This window comes from Thermoplasma acidophilum DSM 1728, from assembly GCF_000195915.1.
Classification (GTDB): Archaea; Thermoplasmatota; Thermoplasmata; order Thermoplasmatales; family Thermoplasmataceae; genus Thermoplasma; species Thermoplasma acidophilum.
This window is the reverse complement of record NC_002578.1, coordinates 1,402,379-1,424,457: the sequence shown is the minus strand read 5'-3', so window position 1 is coordinate 1,424,457 and position 22,079 is coordinate 1,402,379. Positions and strand designations below refer to the sequence as shown.

Genomic DNA, 22,079 nt, shown 5'->3' with positions numbered 1-22,079 from the left:
ATACTCTTATAATATTTATTTCAATTATGTTATGATTCTACTGCCATCTCAGAATGTACCTCGCTTGTTCTGTTTTTAAGCGAATAAACTAGCGCCGATACAGAGAATATTGCGAATGCGAGCGATCCGACTATGACTGGAAGGCTTATGGACATGAACGTGCTGTAGAATATGAAGCCAAGAACAGCTACCGATACCACAGACAGGATCATGCTTCCATAGAATGATCTGTGAAGATGCATATCCGATGCTGGAAGGGAAATATTTATGAGTGCGTGGACAAGCAGAACGCCGAGTGTAGCTGCGGTTGCAGTCATTATGAATGCTCCAAACCCTCCTAGCACAGCAGCTGATACGATGGCTATGATAGCAGATCCGGCTGATACGAATGCGGCTGAAATATGGGGCGTCTTTCTCCTGCTAACGCCGCTGAAACTCTCATTAATTATGCCATCCCTTGCCATTGCCATCATGACCCTGGAGGTGCTGTTTGTCACCACCACTGTCCCTGTAAGCAGGCTGTTGATGAATAGGGCGGTTATCAGTATCGCGGCCCCGGTGCCCAGATAGTTTCTTATCATGGTTATGCCAGGTGCAAGGTTATTTGGGTTTGCATAGCTCGCCATGTTAGCAGGGCCCCATGCAACAGTGAAGTAGTAGGATGCAAAGACAAAAAAAGCGCCTAGCACGACGACCGTGAAGAGAACAGATCTTGATATGGTCTTTTCCGCATCCATAGACTCCTCGCCAAGTGGGGTTGAAGCACCGAATCCGGAGAATGCGGTGTACATTAGAAGAACTCCTATTCCGACGCCGGAAAAGCCACCATAGGCGAATTTCGGCGTGAAGACAGAGATCGTGTTTATGGAGGGCTTCATCACAAGTATGATGACGCCCATGCCGGCTACGATTGCCATCTCCGCTATCGCCATGTACATGGTGTACCTTGTCGATTCACGCACGCCGCTGTATGATATTAGGAAGCCAGCGGCCAAAACAGCAACTATCAGCAGATACATAAGGTATCCCGGTATGGCTATTCCGAAGACTGCACCGAGAACTGCCGGCACGAAGACACCGACGCTAAGCGATATGAATGCTAGGGCCATTATCTGGTAGAATATGTACAGGAAACCGGTGAACCTTGCTGGACGGTTACCTAACCCGTCCCTCACGTAGTAATAATAGCCGCCTGCACCAGCTATCCTCGTTGAGAGTCTGCTGATTATGAAGGCATTCAGGAAGACCACGAGAAAGGCGATGAATGCTGCAAGTGGGAGGGAACCAAGGGCGTAGGCCGCCGCGCCAGTGAGTGTAGCAACTGCAGCACCGGCTGGGGCAGATCCAGCAACCCCCTGAAACATGTTCTCTTTGAATCCTATGGCATTTCTTTTAAGGGATGAATATCTATGATTGTTCACAAAATTTGTGATATATACTTATTATATAAACATTTATGTAAAAAAGATGACAATTAAGATAAAAACATCTATGTCTGTTATAATGCGAAGGGTCTTGACGCGTATAAAATCACATCTGGGTAGAACCTCAGTCCGTCTTATCAAATCTTTCGATATGTCTTTATGCTATTCTATGGATATTCAGCGTGTTGCACCGATCTGAAGAAACATTCCTTGCAATATCAATAACTGTGTTCAGAAGGCATTGAAAACATAAAAAGCGCCGACAGTTTTTTATTATTTTTTATCATCTTTTTCCATGCATAGATATACGTTTATGCTGACCATAAGCAAGGCGATAAGATCGTTCATATTCGCCGCAATGGCCATAATAGTTCCATATTATCTCTCATCGCTTGGCCTGAACGCCGTGGAAACATCTCTTGTGATCTTCGTAAGCCTGGTGTCCGGGGCCGTCTTCATACTACTATACCCCTACGTCAGGATGAAGCTGAAAGCAAAGATGATCCTACTGTCCGCCCTGATGGCCCTGGCTTTCGTGATACTCATAATTACACATAGCGTTTACGTTTTCGTGGCTGCAATATTCATAGGCGGAATATCGCTGACTGGCCGGGATTTCTCAGCGTACCAGCCGGTCGAGCAGTACGCCATAAGCAGGTATGAGCAGGAACAGAAGGCAAAGAATTCCGCTTTTTCCATCTACAATTTCGGATCGTATGGGAGCGCGGCTGTGGCATCTCTCTTCCTGTTCCTTTATGTGCATTACGTGTTCACCTACATCTTCATCGTTCTGCTCGTGTTATCGCTGCTTCAGCTTGCGATGTACCTTGCAATATCATTTCCGGAGTACAACAGGCCGTCTGCAGCGAACAGGATTCCTCAGGATGTTCGCAGGCATGTATCGACGCTCTCCGCGCTCTTCGCAGTTGACGCGTTCGGTGGAGGCTTCGTCACCACATCAATGCTCACGTTGTGGTTCAAGGTCGTTTATCACATATCGCTTGGATACGCAGGTTTCATTTTCATTATTGTAAATATCGTGACTGCGATATCGATACTCATATCTTCTCACATCTCCGGCAAAATAGGCCTCATACGAACGATGGTCTATACGCACGTGATAAGCAACGTATCCCTGATACTCATGCCGGTGATACCGAACCTGATAGCCAGCCAGGTGTTTCTGTATCTGCGGCAGACAACCAGCCAGATGGACGTTCCTGCAAGGGACAGCTTCACGAACACGATCATACCTCCGGACTACAGGGTAAACAGCAACTCGGTATTCACAACTGTACGCACGATCGGCCAGGTTTCCGGGCCTGCTATTGGCGGTTTCCTGATAGATGCCATGCCTCCTTCGCTTCTGTATGTCGCGGGCGCGACAAAGATAATCTACGATATATCGCTTTATATCAAATACCACTGGTTCAGGGATTGAAATGATATTCATAGACACAGAGACAACCGGACTCGATCCAACGAAGTGCAGCGTGATCAGCGTGGGTGCGGTTGTTTATGAGGACCCGTCCTCTCGTTTTTACATGGAGGCAAGGCCGGATCCGGACGCAATGATAGATGATGGTGCTCTAGCGGTCAACGGTTTCACGAAAGAATATCTATCTTCCATAGCGAACGCAATGTACGATATGTTAACTACCTTCACTGAATGGTATGCATCAAATTCTTCAGATTATACAGTTGCAGGATACAATATAGATTTCGACATATCGTTTCTCAGCCAGGAGTGCCTGATGAATTCCGTCAGGATGATAAGGATAGACAGACGCATAGATCTGAAGAATCTGTTCGAAACGTCCGATCTTTATAAAGGCGGGAGGAAAAGGCTGGACGATCTGCTGATGGCTCTAGGCCTTGGCACAGAGAGAAAGCCGCACAATGCGCTTTATGGTGCGCTTGCGGAAGCAGAAGCATATGCCATGCTGGTAGAAAAGCGCAGAATACTGCCGCAGGATGATATCGAGAGGATATTCACAACGAACGATTGAATATGGGGCACGATTCTAGACGCGGCTGATCAGATGATCGAACTCATTCGCCGTCAGCGGATAGTGGAATTCTAAATCAGAACTGATAACATCCATAGCCTTTTGATGCATACGGACGGCCGTATCAGCCTGCCCCATCTGCCAGTGCACCTGCGCTGCAACGATCCATATGAGTGCCTGTATCCTGTCCTTTCTCGATCCGTACGCCGAGCGCCATGCATCTTCCAGAGCCTCATGCGCCTCCCAGAAGCGTTCACGTGATACTAGATACCTGGCGTTCCTGAATGCAGCATCAGGATCCGCATGAAAATCTTTCTTGCAGTCCTGGCAGAGTACGATGGCGTAACTGCAGTTTTCATTCAATATCTCGCTGATCTTCCGATCATCGATGAAAAATGATAGCTCAAGGGAATCCGAATGCCGCCTTATTATGGCGTTCTGGATGCCTGGCAGGTCGCCTCCATCGCAAAACAGGATGCATCTAACCTTCACTGATCAGGTATAGTCCGTCCAGATATTTAGCATGGCATCATATCGCATCATTTTTCGCAAAAATCCGTCTCAGATTTTAAATTTAAAGCAATTGGATCGAATAGTTTATCTTTTTACATGCTTTATACAATTATATCAATATTATGAGGTGATGGATATGAATTCGGATGACTTCTACATGAAATGGAACGGATGCCTCACAAGGACTTCATACGTTCCAAAGCTTGATGTGAATCTGATCAGGAGGATAAGGCTGGATAATGGCGATCTCATATACGCAAACATGAGCGAGATGGTGCAGATAGGTTCCACCGAAAATGGAAAACCGGTAGAGCGCACATTCATAAAGTTCAAGCTGAATGTCTGTGATGATGTTTACGATGTGGCCATGGTCGATGTGAAGCACATATCGGACGTCTACTGATCTTCCGGGAAATTCTAATGTGATCCGTAGGGACGGTTACATTTATTTTTAATTGAAGAATAGCAGGCCATGGCAGATCATATCCGGAACGTTCCAGGTGTGATGATCCCTTTCCTCCTCTCCGCGTTTTCGGTTTTCTCAATATCGATGATCGTACCGCAGATCTCAAGTCAGTTCCATGTATCGATATCGGCCGTGCTACTCGCTATACCAATAGATTTCATAGGTGGTGCCCTGGGTGGCATTGTGATGGGATACATAGCTGACAGGCATGGCAGAAAGGCGGTAATGATTGTTTCATCACTGCTATTCGGGATCTTCACGCTTCTGGCAGCCTTTTCAACTTCGCTGTATATGATATACGCCTGCTGGTTTCTCATAGGGTTCGGCGTTAATGCGCAGAACGGCATTTCATATCCCGTTCTTGTCGAGACCCTGAGGCGTTCGTCCGGAACGATCGGCGGTACGATGCAGAGCCTTTATTTCCTTGGCTTTATGCTCGATTCTGTTCTCTTCGTCTTTCTGCACTACTGGCGTACCTATCTGATAGCCGCAGGCCTGATATCTCTGCTGTTCGCCGTACCGGCATCATTGATATTGGAAGAAACTGGAAGCAGGCGCATGTCCGGAAGGGCGGAAAGAGATCCGAACTTCCTGCGGTACACTGTGGCGTTCTCGTTCATCGTAATAGGTGCGTTCATGTTCAGCGTTCCACTGATGGCAGACGTTCCAAGCGTGATATCGGCGCTTCGCATCAATCCGGTCTACGTTACTGTACTGTCGCTGGTCGGCTTTGCAGGCTTCGTTCTCGCTGGCTACCTCTCCGATAGATACAGGCGTGGATATGTTGCAATGGGCTTCACAGGTGCAGGTGTCATATTTGCCATCGTTCTCCTCTTGGAGGGCGAAAGCCATTATCTGATAGCTATCCTTGGCACAGTATACATATCATCCGGATTCTTCTCCTTCAGCGGCATCTGGGTAAGTGAGAATTATCCGCCAGGATCTAGGGCCCTCGCTACCAACATAGTCTTCTTCTCGGGAAGGATCGTGGGTGGATTTTCTCCGTTCATAGCGGCTTTGATAGATCCATCATCGCTGGTATACGGCATAGCGATCGTTTGCATCGTGGCAGGCCTCATGGCGTTCCTTGGATCCGCTTATGTTCAGGCTTCGAAATCACGCAAACCGGCATTATTGTGAATTTCAGATGAAGATCCTCTTGCCATAAAGAGATTTCACATATTCCGGTGCATTTTCTCCTGCTTCGCTTATTGTATGCTGTATGGGCAGCACTCCAGACCAGATATCATCAGTCGATGTATCGTGAGGCGGCCCGGTTCTTGCTTTCATCGAAAACGTTTCAGGCTTGACCGCAAAGACAAAGACACCATTCAGGTCCTCATAAGAAGGCTTTATGGAATTGTCCCGCCTGCCCTTCACCAATTTTTCGGTCAGCAACCGGAAAACCTCGATCTTCTTTTCAGTGTCATCGATCTCATATGGCCTGCCGAAGATGAGCGCGGAAACATAGTTTATCGAATTGTTTTTGATTTCTTTTGCAAGCACTATGCCATTTATCTCCAGGAGCGAGATCGCAATCAGTTGGCCGGTTTTCAGTATGCCGTATATCCTGCTCTTCATGGATCCATGAAGGTATATGGTTTTGCCTTCGCTGGCCAGCATCATGGGTATGGCATAAGGGATGCCCCCATCGATGAAGGAAACCGTGCATGTGAAATTTCGGTCTAGCATTGCCACAAGATCCTCATCGCTGTATGAGGCCCTTTCTGGATATCTGGTAACCTTATCTTTTATACACTCGACAGCCATAGATTATATACGTTCGTTTCTTAGATAAACTTCTGCGTATTATTTTATGACTTTTATTAATTATGCAGCATTATTGCCAATTGATTCTGCATGCTATGTCCTTGCAGGATCCCTCTGGCTGCAGCAGATGCTGCTATAATAATCATATCATCCAGGATAAGCGATCATCTTTATGTGGGAGAGAAATATGGCTGTAGACATTACGGCGTATACCCATGCCACTATAAGTATGACCCAGGCACCAATACCTATATAATATACAATGTTGGAAGCCGTTATGTATCCATATCTGCCTATGATCGATCTTAGATCGAGTGATGAGACGGAGAATATTGCCATGGGAAAAGTATATGCCCAGATACTTATGGTGGCCGGTTCCCTGAAAACACGCTTGAGGCTGATCATCATGGCTACCACAAAGTTCCAGAGCTCGAACGCCCAGAGCATGAATGAAACGGTTAGTGCATCTGCCATAGGTATCTGAAAAACAGATTTTGCAGTGGCGATTGCCAGGATGTTTATCACTATTATGCTGGAGACTCCTACGGGCAAAACAAGCATGGGGGAGGGGGCATTGGCCTTCTGGTCCCTGATATATGAAGCGAAAGTCATGATACCTATAAACAGGAAGAGAAATAACGCTATGCCTACGCCTATTACCGTAAGGAAAATTATTGAATTGAAGTACTGCGTGCGCATCAGCGATGATCCAAGAAGTACATTTGATGAAATCGCAACAGGAGGGATCAGCAGTCCATAAGAGATCTCATTCGTATGTACCGGTGATTTCGTGTATAGCTTGTAGCCTAAAAAGAAACTCAGAAACAATATGCTCGTAAAGTCAATGAAATAATTGACCAGGTAAAGATACTCATAGTGGACATTGAAACCATAGTATGCGATTATGGCTGCATTCATAACCGAAGCGGACAGCGGAATGACAGTTGTGAAGCTGATTCTGTTGAGGCTGTTCCAGTCTTCCTTTATCACATTTGGCATCAGGAAAGTGCGAGCTATCCATATGCCTAAAGTGGCCAGGAATAGGGCAACAGCGATGTAAAGGAAGACGATGCCAGCTTCTAATACAGCAGGAAAGCTGAACACAGAATGAACATGAAAGAAGGCAAGGGATATGGCCAGAGTGCCCAGGTCTATGGTGAACCACTCTGATCCAAAGAGGCCTAATCTGGTGTTCTGCGCCATTCATAAGCTATGCGTAGATGAAATATAATTTTTTTTTGATGGTTGGCAATATTTGTAAGAAACAATCATAAGATCATATTCTATAAGACCACTGATGGCAATGAAAATATTGATACCTGTTCTCGAGAAAAATGGTGAAACATCAAAGATCTCACCGCATTTTGGCCGCGCACCATACCTGGCTCTTGTTAGCGTCCTAGATCATAGAATAGTCAGCATAGACTTTATAGCGGGTGAAGGGCCGCATGCGGACGAAAGGAGCGAGGAGGAGAAAAAGGCGGCTTCATCGATACATCAGAAGGTCATTGATATGCATCCGGACGTTATCATAGCAAGTAGAATAGGACCACGGGCGTATAATGATTTCAGCAACGCAGGCATCAGGATTATGTCTGCCAGAGGCGAAACAATATCTCAATTGATATCTGAGCTTGATATCTAAGGTACTTCCATATTTTCGTTTTATTGACTATGTCAGAACACCTTTAGGAACTGATCCTGCTTGCTAATCTAGTAATCCCACGGACTTTTTGGGTATAGAATGATGATCCCCTTCTTGTGCGTTTATACTTCAGGTATTGATTCTCGAGGAACTCAATGAGGGATAATTGCCTGTGCTATAGAGATAAGGAAGTTGATGAGAATTCAAATGCCTATGAGATATGACGCATAACGATAATAATACTTCAAAGAAAGATAAAACCTTATCTTATCGATGCCTTTGTGGCATCTAACAGTCCCGCGATAAAAATTGATCCTTCGGCTAACAAAAAATTATTTTATAAAAACTGTACAGAAATTATGAGAAGATCAGTTCAGTTTTGAAACGAAATCCTGTACCTCTTTGTAATTCGGTTCCTTACCGGGGTCATCGCTTACCCATGCATACCTGACTATGCCGTCCTTGTCTATCACGAATACCGATCTCTTGGATGCAGTTAGCCCGGGGACATTCACGAAGTTTTCGTGGAGCACACCGTACTTCTTCGATATCTCCCTGTTAGAATCGCTAAGCAGATCAAAGGTCAAATTGTTCTTCTTTGCGAATTCTGCCAGTGAGAAGGGAGAATCCACGCTTATGCCGATGACCTTTGCGTTGACCTTGTTGAAGTTTGCCATTGAATCTCTGAACGTGCACATCTCCTTGGTGCAGACGCTTGTAATGCGCCGGGGAAGAAGGCAAGCACTACCTTCTGGCCCTTGAAATCGGAGAGCTTTCTCATTTTCAGATTTGTATCCGGAGCTTCGAAATCCGGAGCCTTATCACCTACTTTCACCGCCATGACATTACCTCTTTTTGCCCAAAAAGCTACAATGGGTTGGCACGGGCAATTTACGTTACGCAAGCATTTTCATCTTGCGTTCATAAATCGCCCGTGGATGCATAGAAATCAGTGCAGGTTAATTTAAACTTTTGTAGCTCCGCTCATTTTATTATTCTCACAGTTCTGTTCCTTTCCTTCCCCATGGATATTATGCCGATGGGCTTTCCAACCTGATCTTCAATGTACTTTATGTATTTCACCAGCTTTGATGGCAGCTGATCTATCGATATCTTCCTGCCGCTGATCGAATCTGAGATGGCACCCCATCCCTCGAACTCATCGTACACGGGTTCGATCTTCTTTATGGTATTCATGTCTCTGGGAACATAATCTATAGGCTTCCCATCTATGAGATACTGTCTGCAAACCTTAACCGTGTCAAGCATGCCCAATGTATCAACCTTTGTTATGGCTATCTCATCCACGTCATCTATGCGTACTGCGTATTTCAGCATGGGCAGATCGAGCCATCCGACCCTTCTCGGCCTACCAGTTGTCGTTCCGTATTCGCCACCGAGATCCCTGAGCTGCTTGGCGAGGTCGCCAGTTATTTCGGTGGGAAATGGCCCCTCCCCAACCTTAGATACGTACGCCTTTGCAACTCCTATTATCCTGTTGACCTTCCTGAGAGAGAAGCCGGTTCCTGTGTAAACTGAAGCGCTTATGGTGTTCGATGATGTGACGAAGGGATAGAACCCAAAATCTGGATCCAGGAACACGCCCTGAGCGCCTTCGAACAGTATTCTTTTTCCCTGGGAATAAAGCCTGTCTATCGCTACCTCCGTATAGTCAAGGTATCCAGTGAGCTTGATGCCAGCTTCGTATATCTCCTTGGCCATTTCCTCTCTCTTTGCCAGATTGGAAAATTCAGTGTTGGCTAACAGGTTGGAGTGCATCCTGTACATGGTTTCTATCTTCTCCTTGATCAGGTCAATATCGGAGATGTCGACCATCCTTATCCCAGTCCGTGCGTACTTATCTTCGTATGTGGGGCCAATGCCCTGTGCAGTGGTTCCTATCATCAGGCTCGATCTTATCTTCTCCTCTTCCACATCGATCTGCCTGTGCATCTTCGTTACAACATGGGCGTTTCTGCTGATTATAATTTTCAGTGCCGGATTGATCTTTCTCACTATCTCTATCTCAGGGATCAACGCAACCGGATCGATAACCATGCCGCTGCCGAGCACAACATATGATGTACGCAGGGATCCTGAAGGGAGAAGATGGAACTTGAACGTCCCTTCATCGGTCACCACGGTATGCCCAGCGTTTGTTCCACCGTTGAATCTAACAACAACATCGTAAGATCCGCTGAGATAATCGGTTATCTTGCCCTTTCCCTCATCACCAAACTGCAGACCCACAACAGCCGCAGTCTTATCGCCCTCTCCATTAGGTACAACCATAGAGACCTTTACACTATGATCTGGAGAGATAAAAGGTTTCTTTGCATGGCAGGATCGCGGTTCAGGGCAATCCATGACGAAGATCAAAAGGCGTCAGGAAAACGACAAAAAAATATAGGCTTTAACGCTTTAGATTGATCATGACAGAGGTACCAGAGGGTTTGAACTACACGAAGACGCACGAATGGTACAGAAAGGATGGAAACACAGCGACCATAGGAATAACTGATTATGCTCAGTCCCAGATGACGGATATAGTCTACGTCGATCTTCCAAAGGTTGGGGATAAGAAGAAGGCCGGAGACGTTCTTCTGACAATAGAATCCGTGAAATCAGCAGAGGATGTTTATTCCCCAATAACAGGAACGGTAACCGCCGTAAACGAAGAGGTCGCAAAGCATCCGGAATCAATAAACAAGGATCCTTACGGCAGCTGGCTGGTCAAGATGGCCATTGAGAGTGAGGGAGAACACCTGTCTGCATCGGAGTACAGGAAGTTAATACAATGAGTTCCGACCACAGGGATCAGTACTACTGGCGGGCAAAGCGAGATCAGTTCAGGAGCAGGGCCGCATACAAGCTTGAATTCCTGATAGAACGCTACGGTATCATCAAGGATGGACAGGCTGTGCTGGAGATCGGATCATCGCCTGGTGGCTGGACACAGGTGCTTGTCGATCATGGATGCCGTGTAGTTGCGGTGGACATACAGCCCATGGATGAGATACCCGGAGTGATCTTCCTGAAGCTGAACATCCTGAGGGAAGATGCAGCGGAAAGGATAAGGGAGGAAATGGCCAGATCGCTCGTACAGAGATTTGATGTCGTGCTTTCGGACGCCATGGCCAAGACCAGCGGTATAAGAAGCTCTGACCATGCCGCATCGGTGATGATAGGAAACGCAGTCATGAAGATAGCCATGGACACGCTGCGAAGAGGAGGCGTTGCGGTTGTTAAGCAGTTTCAGGGGGACATGACGGGAGATTTCATAAAGAACTGGGGGCATTACTTCAGGGATCACAGGATAACAAAACCGCCGGCATCAAGGAAGGAATCGAGTGAAGTATACATTATTTTTTATGGTTTTTCCGGCAAAGAAACGGACAATAGCGTACAAGGTTAAGGTCAGCGATTCATGCCGTCAGACAGAAATTTCTTCAGCTGATCGTAAAATTCGAATTCTGTTATTATGAAGACATTCTTCTCCTTCTCTGACGATAGGTATTCCCTGATCCTCTCTTCTATATATGAAAGCCGGTAATCTTCAACCCTCTTGAGCCCCTTCACCCTGTTCATCGTTTCCTCCCATCTCCTGACAAAATCCTCAGGGCTGGTATCCCCAAATTCCATCCTGGTGACCCGTCTCTTTCTGAGGGAGTTGCGGAGAAGATCGAACATCTTCACATTCTTGACGTAAAATTCTGAATATTCCTTTTCAGGTACGTCAAGTGGCCTTAATTCCTTGCCGTTTTCCTCGGCATATTTTACAGCCTCAATGTAGATTGGGGGCGGCGTCATGACCTCGCCGTAAACCGAGAGATGAAGGCCATAGGATATCTCGTAATCCGACATGGAAAGCTCAAATGGATCCTTTAGGAATGCGGACAGACCATCGATCTGTTCCTTGCTAAGAACTATGTATATTGCGCCAGGCCTCTCCTGGTAAAGAGCGCTCTTGAGATCATCACCATCCCTGACAAGGCCCTTTATTCCACCAAATAACGTTATATCATGCTCATTGTTGTTGAATCTGGCGATCATCTGGCCCTTTTCTCCAGCATCCTAAGAAGTTCATCCTTGCTGGTCATCTTCTCCAGGTCCACGATGTTGATCACCGGACATCCATTTATGTTCTCTCTGGTGGTAGAATGCTTGCTGATCAGGAAAGCATCATCCTCAAGAACACTGCTAATCTTCTTCATTATCTCTATCTTTGTTTTATCCGCCTCTTCTGACAGCAGGGAAGCTATCAGCGATACAACCTCCTCATCCCTTGCAAGAATGTCAAAGGGCATCCTGTACGCTGGCTTAGTATCCAGCCCGATCCTCTCTAGTATATCCAACAGCATCTGTATGTAAACGTCATCAACCCTCTCCTCTTCCTGGAAATTGTCTGGAATGATCTTGAACAGGTCCGTATGATCCACCAGATCGGATTTGATGATCTCCTGAAGCTTGAGGAAGACATCTATCGTTGCCGATGATCCATTTTCGTAGAGGGATACCGATCTCCTGGAAACACCGAGATAATGCGACAGGTATCCTATGGAGAGGCTCATCTTCATCCTCATCTCTCTGAGCGCTTCACCGTTTATCTTAACGTAGAACCCACCCGGCCCGGAATATATGTAAGGCTTTTCTCCGTTGATATAGTCCCTGAAGGTATCAAGTGAAGATATGGGAATTCCGTGCCTGTAATATATCACCCCATCCTCCAGAGGACCACCGCCAGCCTTCTCACCCACAATAGTGGCTGTCGATCTTAGGAATTTAGCAACTTTGGCCAGCTGGTATGCCGTTGTTGGCTTCAGCGTGTCTATGTTGTAAAGCACCTTTAGCACGTATCTCTCTATATTCCTCCTTGCTATTATGTCAAAGGATGCTGAGAACTGCCCACTTATGTCGGCTACCGCAAAGCCGTTATCCAGAAGCATCGATATGGTCTTGGAGATCAGCGCATCCTTTTTATCTTCCACAGTACTTATTATGATATTCTGTATTTAAGCATTTTCATGCATATACGGTTTGAGATTTAAATTTAGATTATTAAATAGATATGCATTCATTTTTCTTTGAGTGAGGCAAATGATGTGTTCTGTTTGATAATAATTTTAATATTCGATTTATTATGTTTACATATTAATTAGTATAATTTAAATACGCATTTGAAATATCTTATCTGGTAGATATGGTTAAAGACTATGTCGCTATGCTCAAAGAGGCAGGCTACAAGATAACGCCGCAGAGGCTGGCAGTTATTGAGTATCTGAAGAAAGGCCCGGGACACTTTACTGCTAACGATGTTTATAAGGAGATCAAGAAGACCATTCCAACGATCACCCTTGCCACGGTATACAATATATTAAAGGCTTTTGCAGATGTCAGGTGCATAAACTCCTTCGATGTGGATGGCACGACATGGTTCGAGAACGAGGTTGAGCTCCACGCTAACCTTATGTGCAAGGTGTGCGGAAACATAGTTGACGTTAAGATAGATAAGGGGAAGCTTCTTGATCTGCTCAGGGAAAACTCAGACGCTGACTTTGAAAACATAACACTGTTTGTGAGGGGCGTGTGCCCTGATTGCAAAGCGAAGGAAAAACAGGAAATGGCCAGCACAAGGCCAATTGTGCACTGATAAGTATTGAGTGTTAGCCGATTCTTTGATCGGCTTCATTAAATTTTTACGCTTTCGTTATCCATTCTTTTAAATTAAGAAGATATCGAATTTTTTCTGATATCTATTCCCATTCTATTGTGGCCGGGGGCTTGTTTGTTATATCGTATACCACTCTGTTTATATCGGGTATCTCATCAGTTATTGTGTTTGCTATGTCTTCAAGCAGATCCCATGAAGGTTTTGTGAAGGTGCCCGTCATAGCATCTATGCTGTCTATCATCCTTACGGCGACCGTATATCCATAAGCCCTGCGATCTCCGTGCACGCCCGTGGTCTTAACGGGAAGCAGAACAGCGAAGTACTGCCAGGGGCGCTCCTCAGGTTTTAATGCGCTTTCGATCTTATCCTCAACGATCCTGGTCGCTCTGCGCAGAAGATCAAGTTTTTCCGGTGTGATCTCGCCAACTATGCGAACCGCAAGCCCAGGGCCGGGAAATGGCTGCAGATCGGTTCTGAGTCCGAGTTCCCTTGACATTGCCCTTATTTCATCCTTATAGAAATCGCGCAACGGTTCAACAAGCTTAAGCTTCATCTCCTTTGGAAGCCCGCCAACGTTGTGGTGGCTCTTTATCGTATCCCTCTTTTGGCCACCGCTCTCTATCCAGTCCGGTGCGATCGTACCCTGAAGCAGGTACTCCGCGTGGAAATTCTCAGCCTCCTCATTGAGCACATCTATGAACATTTTCCCAATGATCTTGCGTTTTTCCTCAGGATCCGTTATGCCCTTTAGAGCTTCGAGGAAGCGTTTTGAAGCATCCACTATCCTATAATTCATCGCGTGTTCCTCGAAGAACTTCCTGACCCGGTCAACCTCCCCTATCCTTATGAGGCCGGTATCAACGAAAACACAGAGCAATCGATCGCCGAGGACCTGTGATGCGAGAACGGAGAGAAGTGAACTGTCCTGGCCACCTGATACTGCAATTATTGCACGCCCCTTGACCTTTTCAGAAATCTCATTCTTGATCTGATCGATGTAGGAAGAAGTGCTCATTGTGGCCGATTAAAAATGTAAATAAATATTTTGTTGGCCGATCTTCAGGTTTTCATTATGAAACCCAGGAAGACCAGCAAACCGATCACAACGCCTATTATTGCAGCTATGACATAGAATATTGTCCCGAGCGCAACATATGCAGCCCACTGACCCAGACCGAAGTGGAACATGTATTTCGGCCCGACTATGTCCATAACTGCTACCACCAGACCAATGATCAGAAGCGCGGCTCCGGCTATCCTGCTCTTTCCGCTTCCAAAGTACGCGGTAAGTATACCGAGCACTATCAGCGATAGAGCCAGAAGCGCCAGAATCACGAGCAAGAAGACTTCCCAGTTCCAAGGAGACCAAGGAATCACTATACCACCTCACAGCTTTATTCCTGTCAGCGTCTTTGTGTCAATAACCCCGTCTATTGTTCTGATCTTCTCTATGACCACCTCACCTATCTCGGTGAAATCCTTCATATCCAGCTTAACTATAATATCGTATTCCCCGAACAGCGGGTGGGCTTCGACCACACCGTTAATCTTGAGCACCTTGTTGTACACTTCATGTTCCTTTCCGGGAACGGTGCTAATAAGAACGAAGGCTATTGACAATTTTCACCACTAAACTGTAATACTGTAAAATGTTAATAAATTTTGTGTTTTTCTGCACCTGAACGCCGCTCAAATGACAGAATAATACATGGATGTTAAACACATAATGATATTAGCCTCCTATCAATAGGCGTTCGTGCTGATAACAGAGATATTCCACAGCATACAGGGCGAGGGCCCGTATGCGGGCCTGCCAATGCTGTTTGTCAGGACGAACGTATGCAACATACGATGTGAATGGTGCGATACTAAGTACTCATTCTACGGTGGAAAAGAGATCCCTCTTAGCGAGTTGCTGGGCATCGTTAAGGAAGCAAAGGAGGGTTGGGTATGCTTCACCGGAGGAGAACCGTTGGTGCAGAGAGATGCCCTGGCTTTCGTGAAATCCGTGGTTGACATGGGAAAGAATGTTCTCATAGAAACCAACGGCACAATAAGCATAAGGAATTTCGTATTCTCCGACAGGATATTCATCGACATGGATGTCAAACCGCCTTCAGCAAAGGTCACAAAGGGATTCCTCATGGACAACCTAAGATATCTCCGCAAGCAGGACTATCTCAAGATAGTGATAAAGGATGATACAGACCTGGATTTCGCCATAGACTTCGTTGATAGGTACGGTGAAGGCCTGAGCTTTGTTTTCCAGCCCGCATGGGGTTCCGATATCAGGCGTATAGCCGACCGCATAGTTGGAACAGGATACAATGTCCGCGTTCTGCCTCAAATACACAAGATCATATACGGCGATGTACCTGGCGTGTGAAATGGTATCTCATATCAGGAAATGGCGGTTTTTGCAAACAAATAAATCATCATAAACGCTTATTGGATCATGGATGAACTTCTATCTATGCTCAATTTTCTGGGCATGAAGGATCCGGAAGAACTCTTTTCAGATATACCGAAATCAGTCAGGAAAAAGAGTATAGGGATTGGTGGCGGCCTGGACGAGTACCGCGTCATAGATCGCGCGATGGAAATTGGCCGGAAGAATAAGACAGATATGATCAACTTCCTAGGTAACGGTATCTATGACAGAGTTATCCCGGAGGCTGTAAACTACATACTATCAAAGCCGGAGTTCCTTGATTCGTACACACCGTATCAGCCGGAGATATCTCAGGGCATGCTTCAGTCCATGTTCGAGTATCAGAGCCTGATCTCGGACCTCATGGGGATGGACGTCACAAACGCATCGATGTACGACGGTTACTCCGCACTTGGCGAGGCCGCCAGAATGGCTTACAGGATCAACGGCCACAGCAAGATACTGGTGCCAGAATCAAGCTATGACTCAAAGATATCTGTACTGAGGAACTACATCTGGGGTCTCAATATGAAGATCATGAAGTACAGGATAGGAGAGGACGGCATGATCGACCTTGACGATCTATCCTCGAAGATCGACAGCGATACATCCGCCATAGTGGTGGAAAATCCAAATGGATACGGCATTCTTGACAAAAACATCTTCGGAGTAAAGGATATAAAAAAGGATGCTGTTCTAATATCGTATGTTGATCCCATATCTCTGGGTGTAGTCAAGCCGCCCGGAGAATACGGATCCGACATAGCCGTTGCGGAGGGACAGCAGTTAGGCATACCTATGAATTTTGGTGGTCCGCTCCTTGGCCTGATGTCGTTCAAAATGGAACATATAAGGCGGTCGCCTGGCAGGATAATCGGTGAATCTATCGATTCCAACGGTAAAAGGGCATACGTCATGACGCTTCAGACCAGGGAACAGCACATTAGACGTGCCAAGGCTACAAGCAACATCTGTTCAAACCAGGCCCTGTTGACGCTTGCAGCATCGGCGTACCTCTCCATAATGGGTTCCACTGGCTTGAGAAAGGTTGCCCTCCTGACAATAAAGCATTCAAGGATGATAAAGGAGAAACTATCTTCGATCGGAGTAAAACCGTATTTCAGCACAGAATCATTCTCAGACGTTATGTTCAGGCTTGAGAGGGATGTTATGGAGGCCCTTGCCTCTAAGAATATACTGGGCGGTCTCAAGCTAAGGCAGCTTATTTCCGATACACCGATGAAGGATGCAACATTCTTTACCGTCACGGAGAAGACCGATGCAGCTGCAATTGAAAAACTCGCAGCTGCGCTGGAGGTGATCTGAATGGAGTTCAGGCAGGCGTACTATGATGAGCCTCTGATAAAGGACATAAAGTCAGACACGAGCTTCAAGTTATCTGAGGATGTTGATGAGAACCTGCTGCCGCAGGATATGAGAAGGACAGATCTGAAGCTGCCGCAGGTATCAGAGGTTGATGTGGTGAGACACTACACCAGGCTATCCCAGATGAATTACACCGTGGATGTTGGCATCTATCCGCTGGGATCGTGCACCATGAAGTACAACCCGAAGTATGCAGATAGGATAGCTTCCTTTGCGGAGTTTAGGAACATCCATCCGTTCCAACCAGAATCCACTGTTCAGGGGACTCTCCAGATAATGTATGAACTTCAGGAGTTTCTCAAGAAGATATCGGATATGGATGCGGTTACGCTCCAGCCAATGGCAGGTGCGGACGGCGAATTCACGGGCATACTCATAATAAAGAAGTACTTCGAGGATCTGCACGAAGATAGGACTGAGATAATCGTTCCTGACTCTGCCCATGGAACCAATCCTGCTTCTGCAACGATGGGTGGCTTCGACGTTGTGGAGATACCATCGAACAGCGAAGGCATGGTGGATCTCAATGCCCTGAAGGCAGCGATCTCCAAGAAAACAGCTGCGCTCATGATAACGAATCCGAACACGCTGGGCATATTTGAGCAGAACATAACGGAAATAGCCAAGATCTTGCATGATGCTGGGGCTCTTCTATACTACGATGGTGCAAACCTAAACGCCATTTTCGGCATAACATCTCCTGGCCTTATGGGTTTCGATATAGTACACTTCAACCTCCACAAGAGTTTTGCAACACCGCACGGAGGCGGCGGCCCGGGTGCAGGTCCGGTTGCCGTCAAATCGTTCCTTTCCGATTTTCTGCCAGTACCGGTCGTCGGTTACGACGGCAAGAGATACTTCCTAGACTACGGCAAGAAGAAGAGCATAGGCAGGGTATCATCATTCTACGGTTCTTTCTCCATTCTGTTAAGAGCCTGGTCATACGTCATCAGGAATGGAGACGATGGCCTGAAGAACGCAACCATAAGAGCTGTTCTCAATTCAAATTACCTGAAGAAGAAGGTGGAAGGGTATTACGAAGTACCATACTATCCGCTGAAAAAGCATGAGTTTGTGCTCTCAACTGAGAAAACCGGAAGGCGTGCACTGGATATTGGAAAATACCTGCTGGATTTCGGCATACACTCGCCGACCGTCTACTTCCCGCTCATAGTGAAGGAGGCCATGATGATAGAGCCAACCGAAACCGTGAGCAAGGATGATCTTGACAGGTATGCGGATGTACTCATATCGGCGCTGAAGGTTCCAGAGGATGATCTGAAATCCAGGCCCAGGAATACAGCCGTATCGAGAATCGATGAGGTCAAGGCCGCAAGGGATCTAAAGGTGAGGTGGTGAATTCACCACGAGGTTAAATTTTTATTCAGGTAAAAATAATAAATATTTTTCATACGCTTTTATGCGTATTTTTCGTTCATGAAATTTGTTTTTCTAACTATTAATTAAGTTTAAATATCTAATTTGATTGATAATATAATGGCCATACTCGAACCTGTCATAGGTAGAACAATAAAGAGAAAGATATCAACGATGTCCGGTAAGAAACTCCCTTTTATAGCCGGGCATAAGCTGCTGTACACCTGCAACCTAAGGTGCGATATGTGCCCTTTCTGGAGAAGGAAGGACGAAAAGCTTCTTTCTCTTGAAGAAGAGATAAAGATGATGGATTCGCTGGCTTCGGCCGGTGTCTCGTTTATGGGTTTCGAGGGAGGCGAGCCACTGCTCAGGAACGATCTGGAGGATATTCTCAAGGAATCTCACAAGCGTTTCCACACATCGCTGGTCACAAACGGCTGGCTTCTGAAGGGGCGTGCCTCATCCATATCAAGGTACCTGGATTACCTGTTCGTGTCAATAGACGGCCGTAAGGAGACGCACGATAAACAACGCGGTGTACCAAGTTCCTTCGATCATGCGATCGAAGGAATTAAGGAGGCCAAGAAGTATGTTCCTGTTGCGATGAGCACAACCATAACAACGAACAATATGGATGACATCAAATACGTTGTGAATCTGGCCGAAGAGCTTGGTATCGGTGTGAACATACAGGTATCTTACGATTACAGTACCGCAGACAAGTTATCGCCAGACAGGAAGAAGCTCTACGATCTGCTCCTGGATCTCAAAAAGATGAAGGAGGATGGTGCGCCCATAGTAAACTCAAAGGAATATTTCGATACACTAGTTAACTCCTGGTACTATGGTATACCGTGGGCATGCAAGCCATGGTCAACCGTGAACATAGACCCGCAGGGCAGGATAGTTATGCCATGCTACGTGTTAAACGAATATGCAGGGGAGAAAAAAGTGTGGGAAATCGACATAAAGGAATTATGGAATACCTATGACTGGAAGCCATACGAGTCCTGCAACAAGTGTTCGCTCTCATGCTATCTAGAGCCATCCATATTCTCATGGCGGAAGCCGTCAATGGTGAGTGAGAGAATATTCGGAAGCATAGCGGATTACATAGCATCCATATTCTGATTTTTAATTTAAAATGGATAAGGTTATGAGCGGGCGCAAGGGGATTTGGACCCCTGATCTACAGCTTAGGAGGCTGTTGCCCTATCCAGGCTAGGCCATGCGCCCACTGAATTGACCTAACGCTATTGAAACCGAATATTTAGAATTAACTTTATCGGATAAGTGCGATTACTGCATCATGAGACCAGCAATTTTGACATATAATATAGCACATTCAGAGTATTCGCCTTGTAGCGATTGCTGAAAATTTGCAACATTTTTATTGTATGGATCATAGATTTCCCTTGGGAGATTTTTTACTGAAGTACATACAGCAAAGCTTATTAACCATGAATTCATGATATTCGTTGTCATGACACATAAATACAAAACCATATCTGGAAATAGTTACGATGAGGTCATCCAGATACTGTTAAAGCGCATTGCGGAGCTTAAAAGCCAGAGGGAAAGATCGTACAGGAAGATCGCAAACTCAAATCTTCCTGATCACGTAAGGAGCATGCTGATCAGAGTCGCCGATCTGGAGATGCAGAGCAGGAAGAAGATAGAAGAAGCTCTGAAAATTGGCAATCTTGATGCGGTGAAACCCGAATCAAGGAGCTACCAGATGATAGAACACATAGTAAGAAATGCAGACGTGAGCGAGATATCCGACATAAAAAGCGCTCTTCTGAAGTCCATAAAGGAGGAGGACGACCTCCACAGGGCTCTGCAGATAATGAGCACGGAGTACAGCGGTACTGAGATCGAACATGTGCTTAAATCCATAATGAAGTACGAGGAGATGAATAAAAACGAACTGGCAGATCTGTACGAGGAATACGTGAACGAGGATTACTGGTGAGGATCAGCGTTTTTCCTTCAGTTTTGGGTATATTGATTCAGGTATCGTATTGAATATGTTATTGAGTATTTCAGATCCGTCATCGTATTCCTGAAGTATCATCTGTGCTCTCTTGGGAACGCTATCCGGAGGTAAAAATCTATTCGCATCAATCGGATCATTTATGAAATCCGTTTCAAGCATGAAGTTTCTGGATAAGAGGAGCGATTTCCTGACAGCGCTGCGACTCGCCGGTACCGATCTTGCTATCCCTGTATTGCAGGTCAGATCCGATGGCCTGGCATGATGCTTTACCACGGATACGGAGCCATTGACTTTGGCGATCTTCTCTATTTTTGCATAATCCTCGCATGAAAGATCGTAGGTATGCATTACGATCGGTGCATCGACGTCATGGGCAATTTTCATTGCGTAATCTAGCATTTCCCAGAATCTTTCCATGACGGATTCTGGCTGCGGCACATGTGGGAAGCCTATCTCACCGATCGCTTCTGCCTTCCCATCCTCAATGTATTTTGCAGCAAGATCTAAACCGTGCATCATCTCATTCACCGGATCAGATCCATATCTTTCAAAGAAGAAGTAGTCGAATGGATAGGGCCCTATCGTAATCAGCATTTCGAGGCCCAATTCATAATGAACCAGATCCCCAATCCTGATGGTATCATCGTAGAGCCTGCGGTAATACTCCGTGATCGCATCGTGCGAGGGTAGATTCGTCAGGTTCAGGGTGGTTCCGCCGGATCTCTTGAATATATTTGCTGCACCAAGGAAATTCGATTTAGGATTCAAATGAAAATGGTTATCGAATATTCTCCCACTGTATCTCTCCATAGATGATCCCTAACTCTGTAAAGATCTGTGAATGGCGGGCCCGCCGGGAATCGAACCCGGATTAGGGGCTCCGGAGGCCCCTGTGATATCCGTTTACACTACGGGCCCTACTCCTTATAGCCTATGCGCCTGAGGAACTGGCGCCTCTTTTCGATGTCTGCATCGGATTCAACGCCAACAGGCGAGTAGCCATCGATCACTCCAAGCACACCGTTACCGCGTTCACCCTTATATACTATGATCTGAAGCGGATTGGCTGTTGCAGCGAATATCGATCCGACCTCCTGGCACATCTTTACCGCATTCAATATGTTTATTGGATATGCATTTCTTATGAGTATTACAAACGTGTGCCCTGCAGAGATCCTTCTTATGTTTTCTATGCAGGCCTTTACAAGATCATCATCGTTTCCGTCATAACGGATAAGCCTGTCCCCGCTTGCTTCAGAGAAGCCTATTCCGTATTTAGATCCTGGCACGTGTGTCCTGATTATCTCGTTCAGATCCTCCACTGTCTTTATGAAGTGGGAGTAACCGACTATTATATTCGCTTCAGCTGGTATAACCATATCAACGGT

At 46.0% G+C, this 22,079-nt stretch carries 25 protein-coding genes, 2 tRNA genes and 1 pseudogene; 13 read left to right on the top strand and 15 right to left on the bottom strand.

Annotated features, from left to right (window positions below; genetic code table 11):
- Positions 1-29 precede the first annotated feature (29 nt).
- On the bottom strand, positions 30-1,421 hold the full coding sequence (locus TA_RS07125; RefSeq protein ID WP_010901784.1) for an APC family permease: 1,392 nt from the start codon (positions 1,419-1,421) through the stop codon (positions 30-32).
- A 298-nt stretch (positions 1,422-1,719) separates the two neighbouring features.
- On the opposite strand from TA_RS07125, the gene TA_RS07120 reads away from it, so the two are divergent.
- Positions 1,720-2,865 carry an MFS transporter gene (locus TA_RS07120; RefSeq protein WP_010901783.1) on the top strand — a complete coding sequence of 382 codons (1,146 nt, stop codon included), beginning with the start codon at positions 1,720-1,722 and terminating at the stop codon, positions 2,863-2,865.
- Between the two features lies 1 nt (position 2,866).
- Positions 2,867-3,433, top strand: a complete 567-nt coding sequence (locus TA_RS07115) for a 3'-5' exonuclease (RefSeq protein WP_010901782.1) — start codon at positions 2,867-2,869, stop codon at positions 3,431-3,433.
- A 15-nt stretch (positions 3,434-3,448) separates the two neighbouring features.
- On the opposite strand, the gene TA_RS07905 is transcribed toward TA_RS07115, so the two are convergent.
- Positions 3,449-3,925 (bottom strand): DUF309 domain-containing protein, encoded by a 477-nt coding sequence (locus TA_RS07905; protein WP_010901781.1) that lies wholly within the window; start codon positions 3,923-3,925, stop codon positions 3,449-3,451.
- Positions 3,926-4,082: 157 nt separating this feature from the next.
- Between TA_RS07905 and TA_RS07105 the strand changes: the two genes are divergently transcribed.
- Positions 4,083-4,349 carry a DUF1659 domain-containing protein gene (locus TA_RS07105; protein WP_156778543.1) on the top strand — a complete coding sequence of 89 codons (267 nt, stop codon included), beginning with the start codon at positions 4,083-4,085 and terminating at the stop codon, positions 4,347-4,349.
- 69 nt (positions 4,350-4,418) lie between these two features.
- A complete protein-coding gene (locus TA_RS07100; protein ID WP_010901779.1) occupies positions 4,419-5,552 on the top strand; it encodes an MFS transporter in 1,134 nt (377 codons plus the stop codon).
- Positions 5,553-5,555: 3 nt separating this feature from the next.
- Here TA_RS07100 and TA_RS07095 read toward each other — a convergent pair whose 3' ends face one another.
- Positions 5,556-6,182, bottom strand: coding sequence for a pyridoxamine 5'-phosphate oxidase family protein (locus TA_RS07095; RefSeq protein WP_010901778.1), 627 nt, complete (start codon positions 6,180-6,182; stop codon positions 5,556-5,558).
- Positions 6,183-6,329: 147 nt separating this feature from the next.
- Positions 6,330-7,385: an SLAC1 family transporter gene (locus TA_RS07090; RefSeq protein ID WP_048162098.1), complete on the bottom strand. Its 1,056-nt coding sequence runs from the start codon at positions 7,383-7,385 to the stop codon at positions 6,330-6,332.
- Positions 7,386-7,479: 94 nt separating this feature from the next.
- On the opposite strand from TA_RS07090, the gene TA_RS07900 reads away from it, so the two are divergent.
- A complete protein-coding gene (locus TA_RS07900; RefSeq protein WP_010901776.1) occupies positions 7,480-7,827 on the top strand; it encodes a NifB/NifX family molybdenum-iron cluster-binding protein in 348 nt (115 codons plus the stop codon).
- A 368-nt stretch (positions 7,828-8,195) separates the two neighbouring features.
- On the opposite strand, the pseudogene TA_RS07080 reads toward TA_RS07900, so the two are convergent.
- Positions 8,196-8,668: pseudogene (locus TA_RS07080) on the bottom strand (peroxiredoxin).
- Between the two features lie 143 nt (positions 8,669-8,811).
- Positions 8,812-10,119 (bottom strand): adenylosuccinate synthase, encoded by a 1,308-nt coding sequence (locus TA_RS07075; RefSeq protein ID WP_010901774.1) that lies wholly within the window; start codon positions 10,117-10,119, stop codon positions 8,812-8,814.
- A 140-nt stretch (positions 10,120-10,259) separates the two neighbouring features.
- Between TA_RS07075 and gcvH the strand changes: the two genes are divergently transcribed.
- Both gcvH and TA_RS07065 read left to right on the top strand, forming a co-directional pair.
- Positions 10,260-10,628 (top strand): glycine cleavage system protein GcvH, encoded by a 369-nt coding sequence (gcvH, locus tag TA_RS07070; RefSeq protein ID WP_010901773.1) that lies wholly within the window; start codon positions 10,260-10,262, stop codon positions 10,626-10,628.
- Entirely contained in the window at positions 10,625-11,242 is a 618-nt protein-coding gene (locus TA_RS07065) for an SAM-dependent methyltransferase (RefSeq protein ID WP_010901772.1), read from the top strand. Before gcvH ends, TA_RS07065 begins: the two co-directional genes overlap by 4 nt.
- 2 nt (positions 11,243-11,244) lie before the next feature.
- Here the strand turns inward: TA_RS07065 and TA_RS07060 are convergent, their stop codons facing one another.
- Both TA_RS07060 and TA_RS07055 read right to left on the bottom strand, forming a co-directional pair.
- A complete protein-coding gene (locus TA_RS07060; RefSeq protein ID WP_010901771.1) occupies positions 11,245-11,880 on the bottom strand; it encodes a hypothetical protein in 636 nt (211 codons plus the stop codon).
- Positions 11,877-12,815, bottom strand: coding sequence for a transcriptional regulator (locus TA_RS07055; RefSeq protein ID WP_010901770.1), 939 nt, complete (start codon positions 12,813-12,815; stop codon positions 11,877-11,879). The genes TA_RS07060 and TA_RS07055 overlap by 4 nt, the downstream gene beginning before the upstream one ends.
- Before the next feature lie 212 nt (positions 12,816-13,027).
- Here TA_RS07055 and TA_RS07050 point away from each other — a divergent pair, with 212 nt between their 5' ends.
- On the top strand, positions 13,028-13,477 hold the full coding sequence (locus TA_RS07050) for a Fur family transcriptional regulator (RefSeq protein WP_010901769.1): 450 nt from the start codon (positions 13,028-13,030) through the stop codon (positions 13,475-13,477).
- 103 nt (positions 13,478-13,580) lie between these two features.
- Here TA_RS07050 and guaA read toward each other — a convergent pair whose 3' ends face one another.
- From guaA to TA_RS07035, 3 genes are read right to left on the bottom strand one after another with little or no spacing between them, the layout of a single operon-like run.
- Entirely contained in the window at positions 13,581-14,513 is a 933-nt protein-coding gene (gene guaA, locus TA_RS07045) for a glutamine-hydrolyzing GMP synthase (RefSeq protein ID WP_010901768.1), read from the bottom strand.
- Between the two features lie 44 nt (positions 14,514-14,557).
- On the bottom strand, positions 14,558-14,875 hold the full coding sequence (locus TA_RS07040) for a hypothetical protein (RefSeq protein ID WP_010901767.1): 318 nt from the start codon (positions 14,873-14,875) through the stop codon (positions 14,558-14,560).
- A gap of 9 nt (positions 14,876-14,884) precedes the next feature.
- Complete coding sequence (locus tag TA_RS07035; RefSeq protein ID WP_010916553.1) at positions 14,885-15,118, bottom strand: Lrp/AsnC ligand binding domain-containing protein; 234 nt, start codon at positions 15,116-15,118, stop codon at positions 14,885-14,887.
- 136 nt (positions 15,119-15,254) lie between these two features.
- Here TA_RS07035 and TA_RS07030 point away from each other — a divergent pair, with 136 nt between their 5' ends.
- The 4 genes from TA_RS07030 to TA_RS07015 all read left to right on the top strand — a co-directional run bounded on the left by TA_RS07030 (position 15,255) and on the right by TA_RS07015 (position 19,823).
- Positions 15,255-15,884 carry a 7-carboxy-7-deazaguanine synthase QueE gene (locus tag TA_RS07030; RefSeq protein WP_010901766.1) on the top strand — a complete coding sequence of 210 codons (630 nt, stop codon included), beginning with the start codon at positions 15,255-15,257 and terminating at the stop codon, positions 15,882-15,884.
- Between the two features lie 69 nt (positions 15,885-15,953).
- Positions 15,954-17,255, top strand: coding sequence for an aminomethyl-transferring glycine dehydrogenase subunit GcvPA (gene gcvPA / locus TA_RS07025; RefSeq protein WP_010901765.1), 1,302 nt, complete (start codon positions 15,954-15,956; stop codon positions 17,253-17,255).
- Complete coding sequence (gene gcvPB / locus TA_RS07020) at positions 17,256-18,674, top strand: aminomethyl-transferring glycine dehydrogenase subunit GcvPB (protein WP_010901764.1); 1,419 nt, start codon at positions 17,256-17,258, stop codon at positions 18,672-18,674.
- A 138-nt stretch (positions 18,675-18,812) separates the two neighbouring features.
- Entirely contained in the window at positions 18,813-19,823 is a 1,011-nt protein-coding gene (locus TA_RS07015; RefSeq protein WP_048162096.1) for a PTO1314 family radical SAM protein, read from the top strand.
- Positions 19,824-19,853: 30 nt separating this feature from the next.
- On the opposite strand, the gene TA_RS07010 is transcribed toward TA_RS07015, so the two are convergent.
- A tRNA-Arg gene (locus TA_RS07010) sits at positions 19,854-19,928 on the bottom strand.
- A gap of 232 nt (positions 19,929-20,160) precedes the next feature.
- On the opposite strand from TA_RS07010, the gene TA_RS07005 reads away from it, so the two are divergent.
- Positions 20,161-20,667 (top strand): hypothetical protein, encoded by a 507-nt coding sequence (locus TA_RS07005; RefSeq protein ID WP_156778542.1) that lies wholly within the window; start codon positions 20,161-20,163, stop codon positions 20,665-20,667.
- A gap of 3 nt (positions 20,668-20,670) precedes the next feature.
- On the opposite strand, the gene TA_RS07000 is transcribed toward TA_RS07005, so the two are convergent.
- The 3 genes from TA_RS07000 to TA_RS06990 all read right to left on the bottom strand — a co-directional run bounded on the left by TA_RS07000 (position 20,671) and on the right by TA_RS06990 (position 22,070).
- The gene (locus TA_RS07000; protein WP_010901761.1) at positions 20,671-21,501 is read right to left on the bottom strand and encodes a TatD family hydrolase; all 831 of its coding nucleotides are present in this window, start codon (positions 21,499-21,501) and stop codon (positions 20,671-20,673) included.
- Positions 21,502-21,533: 32 nt separating this feature from the next.
- Positions 21,534-21,609 (bottom strand) — tRNA-Arg (locus TA_RS06995).
- Positions 21,609-22,070 carry an adenosine-specific kinase gene (locus TA_RS06990; RefSeq protein ID WP_173338160.1) on the bottom strand — a complete coding sequence of 154 codons (462 nt, stop codon included), beginning with the start codon at positions 22,068-22,070 and terminating at the stop codon, positions 21,609-21,611. The genes TA_RS06995 and TA_RS06990 overlap by 1 nt, the downstream gene beginning before the upstream one ends.
- Positions 22,071-22,079: the final 9 nt, after the last annotated feature.

Bases quoted from the DNA above. Each gene is read 5' to 3' on its own strand.
- TA_RS07060 (WP_010901771.1), bottom strand. From the start codon at position 11,880: ATGATCGCCAGATTCAACAACAATGAGCATGATATAACGTTATTTGGT.
- TA_RS07120 (WP_010901783.1), top strand. From the start codon at position 1,720: ATGCATAGATATACGTTTATGCTGACCATAAGCAAGGCGATAAGATCG.
- TA_RS06990 (WP_173338160.1), bottom strand. From the start codon at position 22,070: ATGGTTATACCAGCTGAAGCGAATATAATAGTCGGTTACTCCCACTTC.
- TA_RS07050 (WP_010901769.1), top strand. From the start codon at position 13,028: ATGGTTAAAGACTATGTCGCTATGCTCAAAGAGGCAGGCTACAAGATA.
- gcvPB (WP_010901764.1), top strand. From the start codon at position 17,256: ATGGAGTTCAGGCAGGCGTACTATGATGAGCCTCTGATAAAGGACATA.
- TA_RS07015 (WP_048162096.1), top strand. From the start codon at position 18,813: ATGGCCATACTCGAACCTGTCATAGGTAGAACAATAAAGAGAAAGATA.
- TA_RS07065 (WP_010901772.1), top strand. From the start codon at position 10,625: ATGAGTTCCGACCACAGGGATCAGTACTACTGGCGGGCAAAGCGAGAT.
- TA_RS07095 (WP_010901778.1), bottom strand. From the start codon at position 6,182: ATGGCTGTCGAGTGTATAAAAGATAAGGTTACCAGATATCCAGAAAGG.
- guaA (WP_010901768.1), bottom strand. From the start codon at position 14,513: ATGAGCACTTCTTCCTACATCGATCAGATCAAGAATGAGATTTCTGAA.
- TA_RS07005 (WP_156778542.1), top strand. From the start codon at position 20,161: ATGATATTCGTTGTCATGACACATAAATACAAAACCATATCTGGAAAT.
- TA_RS07075 (WP_010901774.1), bottom strand. From the start codon at position 10,119: ATGGTTGTACCTAATGGAGAGGGCGATAAGACTGCGGCTGTTGTGGGT.
- TA_RS07090 (WP_048162098.1), bottom strand. From the start codon at position 7,385: ATGGCGCAGAACACCAGATTAGGCCTCTTTGGATCAGAGTGGTTCACC.
- TA_RS07000 (WP_010901761.1), bottom strand. From the start codon at position 21,501: ATGGAGAGATACAGTGGGAGAATATTCGATAACCATTTTCATTTGAAT.
- TA_RS07900 (WP_010901776.1), top strand. From the start codon at position 7,480: ATGGCAATGAAAATATTGATACCTGTTCTCGAGAAAAATGGTGAAACA.
- TA_RS07100 (WP_010901779.1), top strand. From the start codon at position 4,419: ATGGCAGATCATATCCGGAACGTTCCAGGTGTGATGATCCCTTTCCTC.
- TA_RS07115 (WP_010901782.1), top strand. From the start codon at position 2,867: ATGATATTCATAGACACAGAGACAACCGGACTCGATCCAACGAAGTGC.
- TA_RS07105 (WP_156778543.1), top strand. From the start codon at position 4,083: ATGAATTCGGATGACTTCTACATGAAATGGAACGGATGCCTCACAAGG.
- gcvH (WP_010901773.1), top strand. From the start codon at position 10,260: ATGACAGAGGTACCAGAGGGTTTGAACTACACGAAGACGCACGAATGG.
- gcvPA (WP_010901765.1), top strand. From the start codon at position 15,954: ATGGATGAACTTCTATCTATGCTCAATTTTCTGGGCATGAAGGATCCG.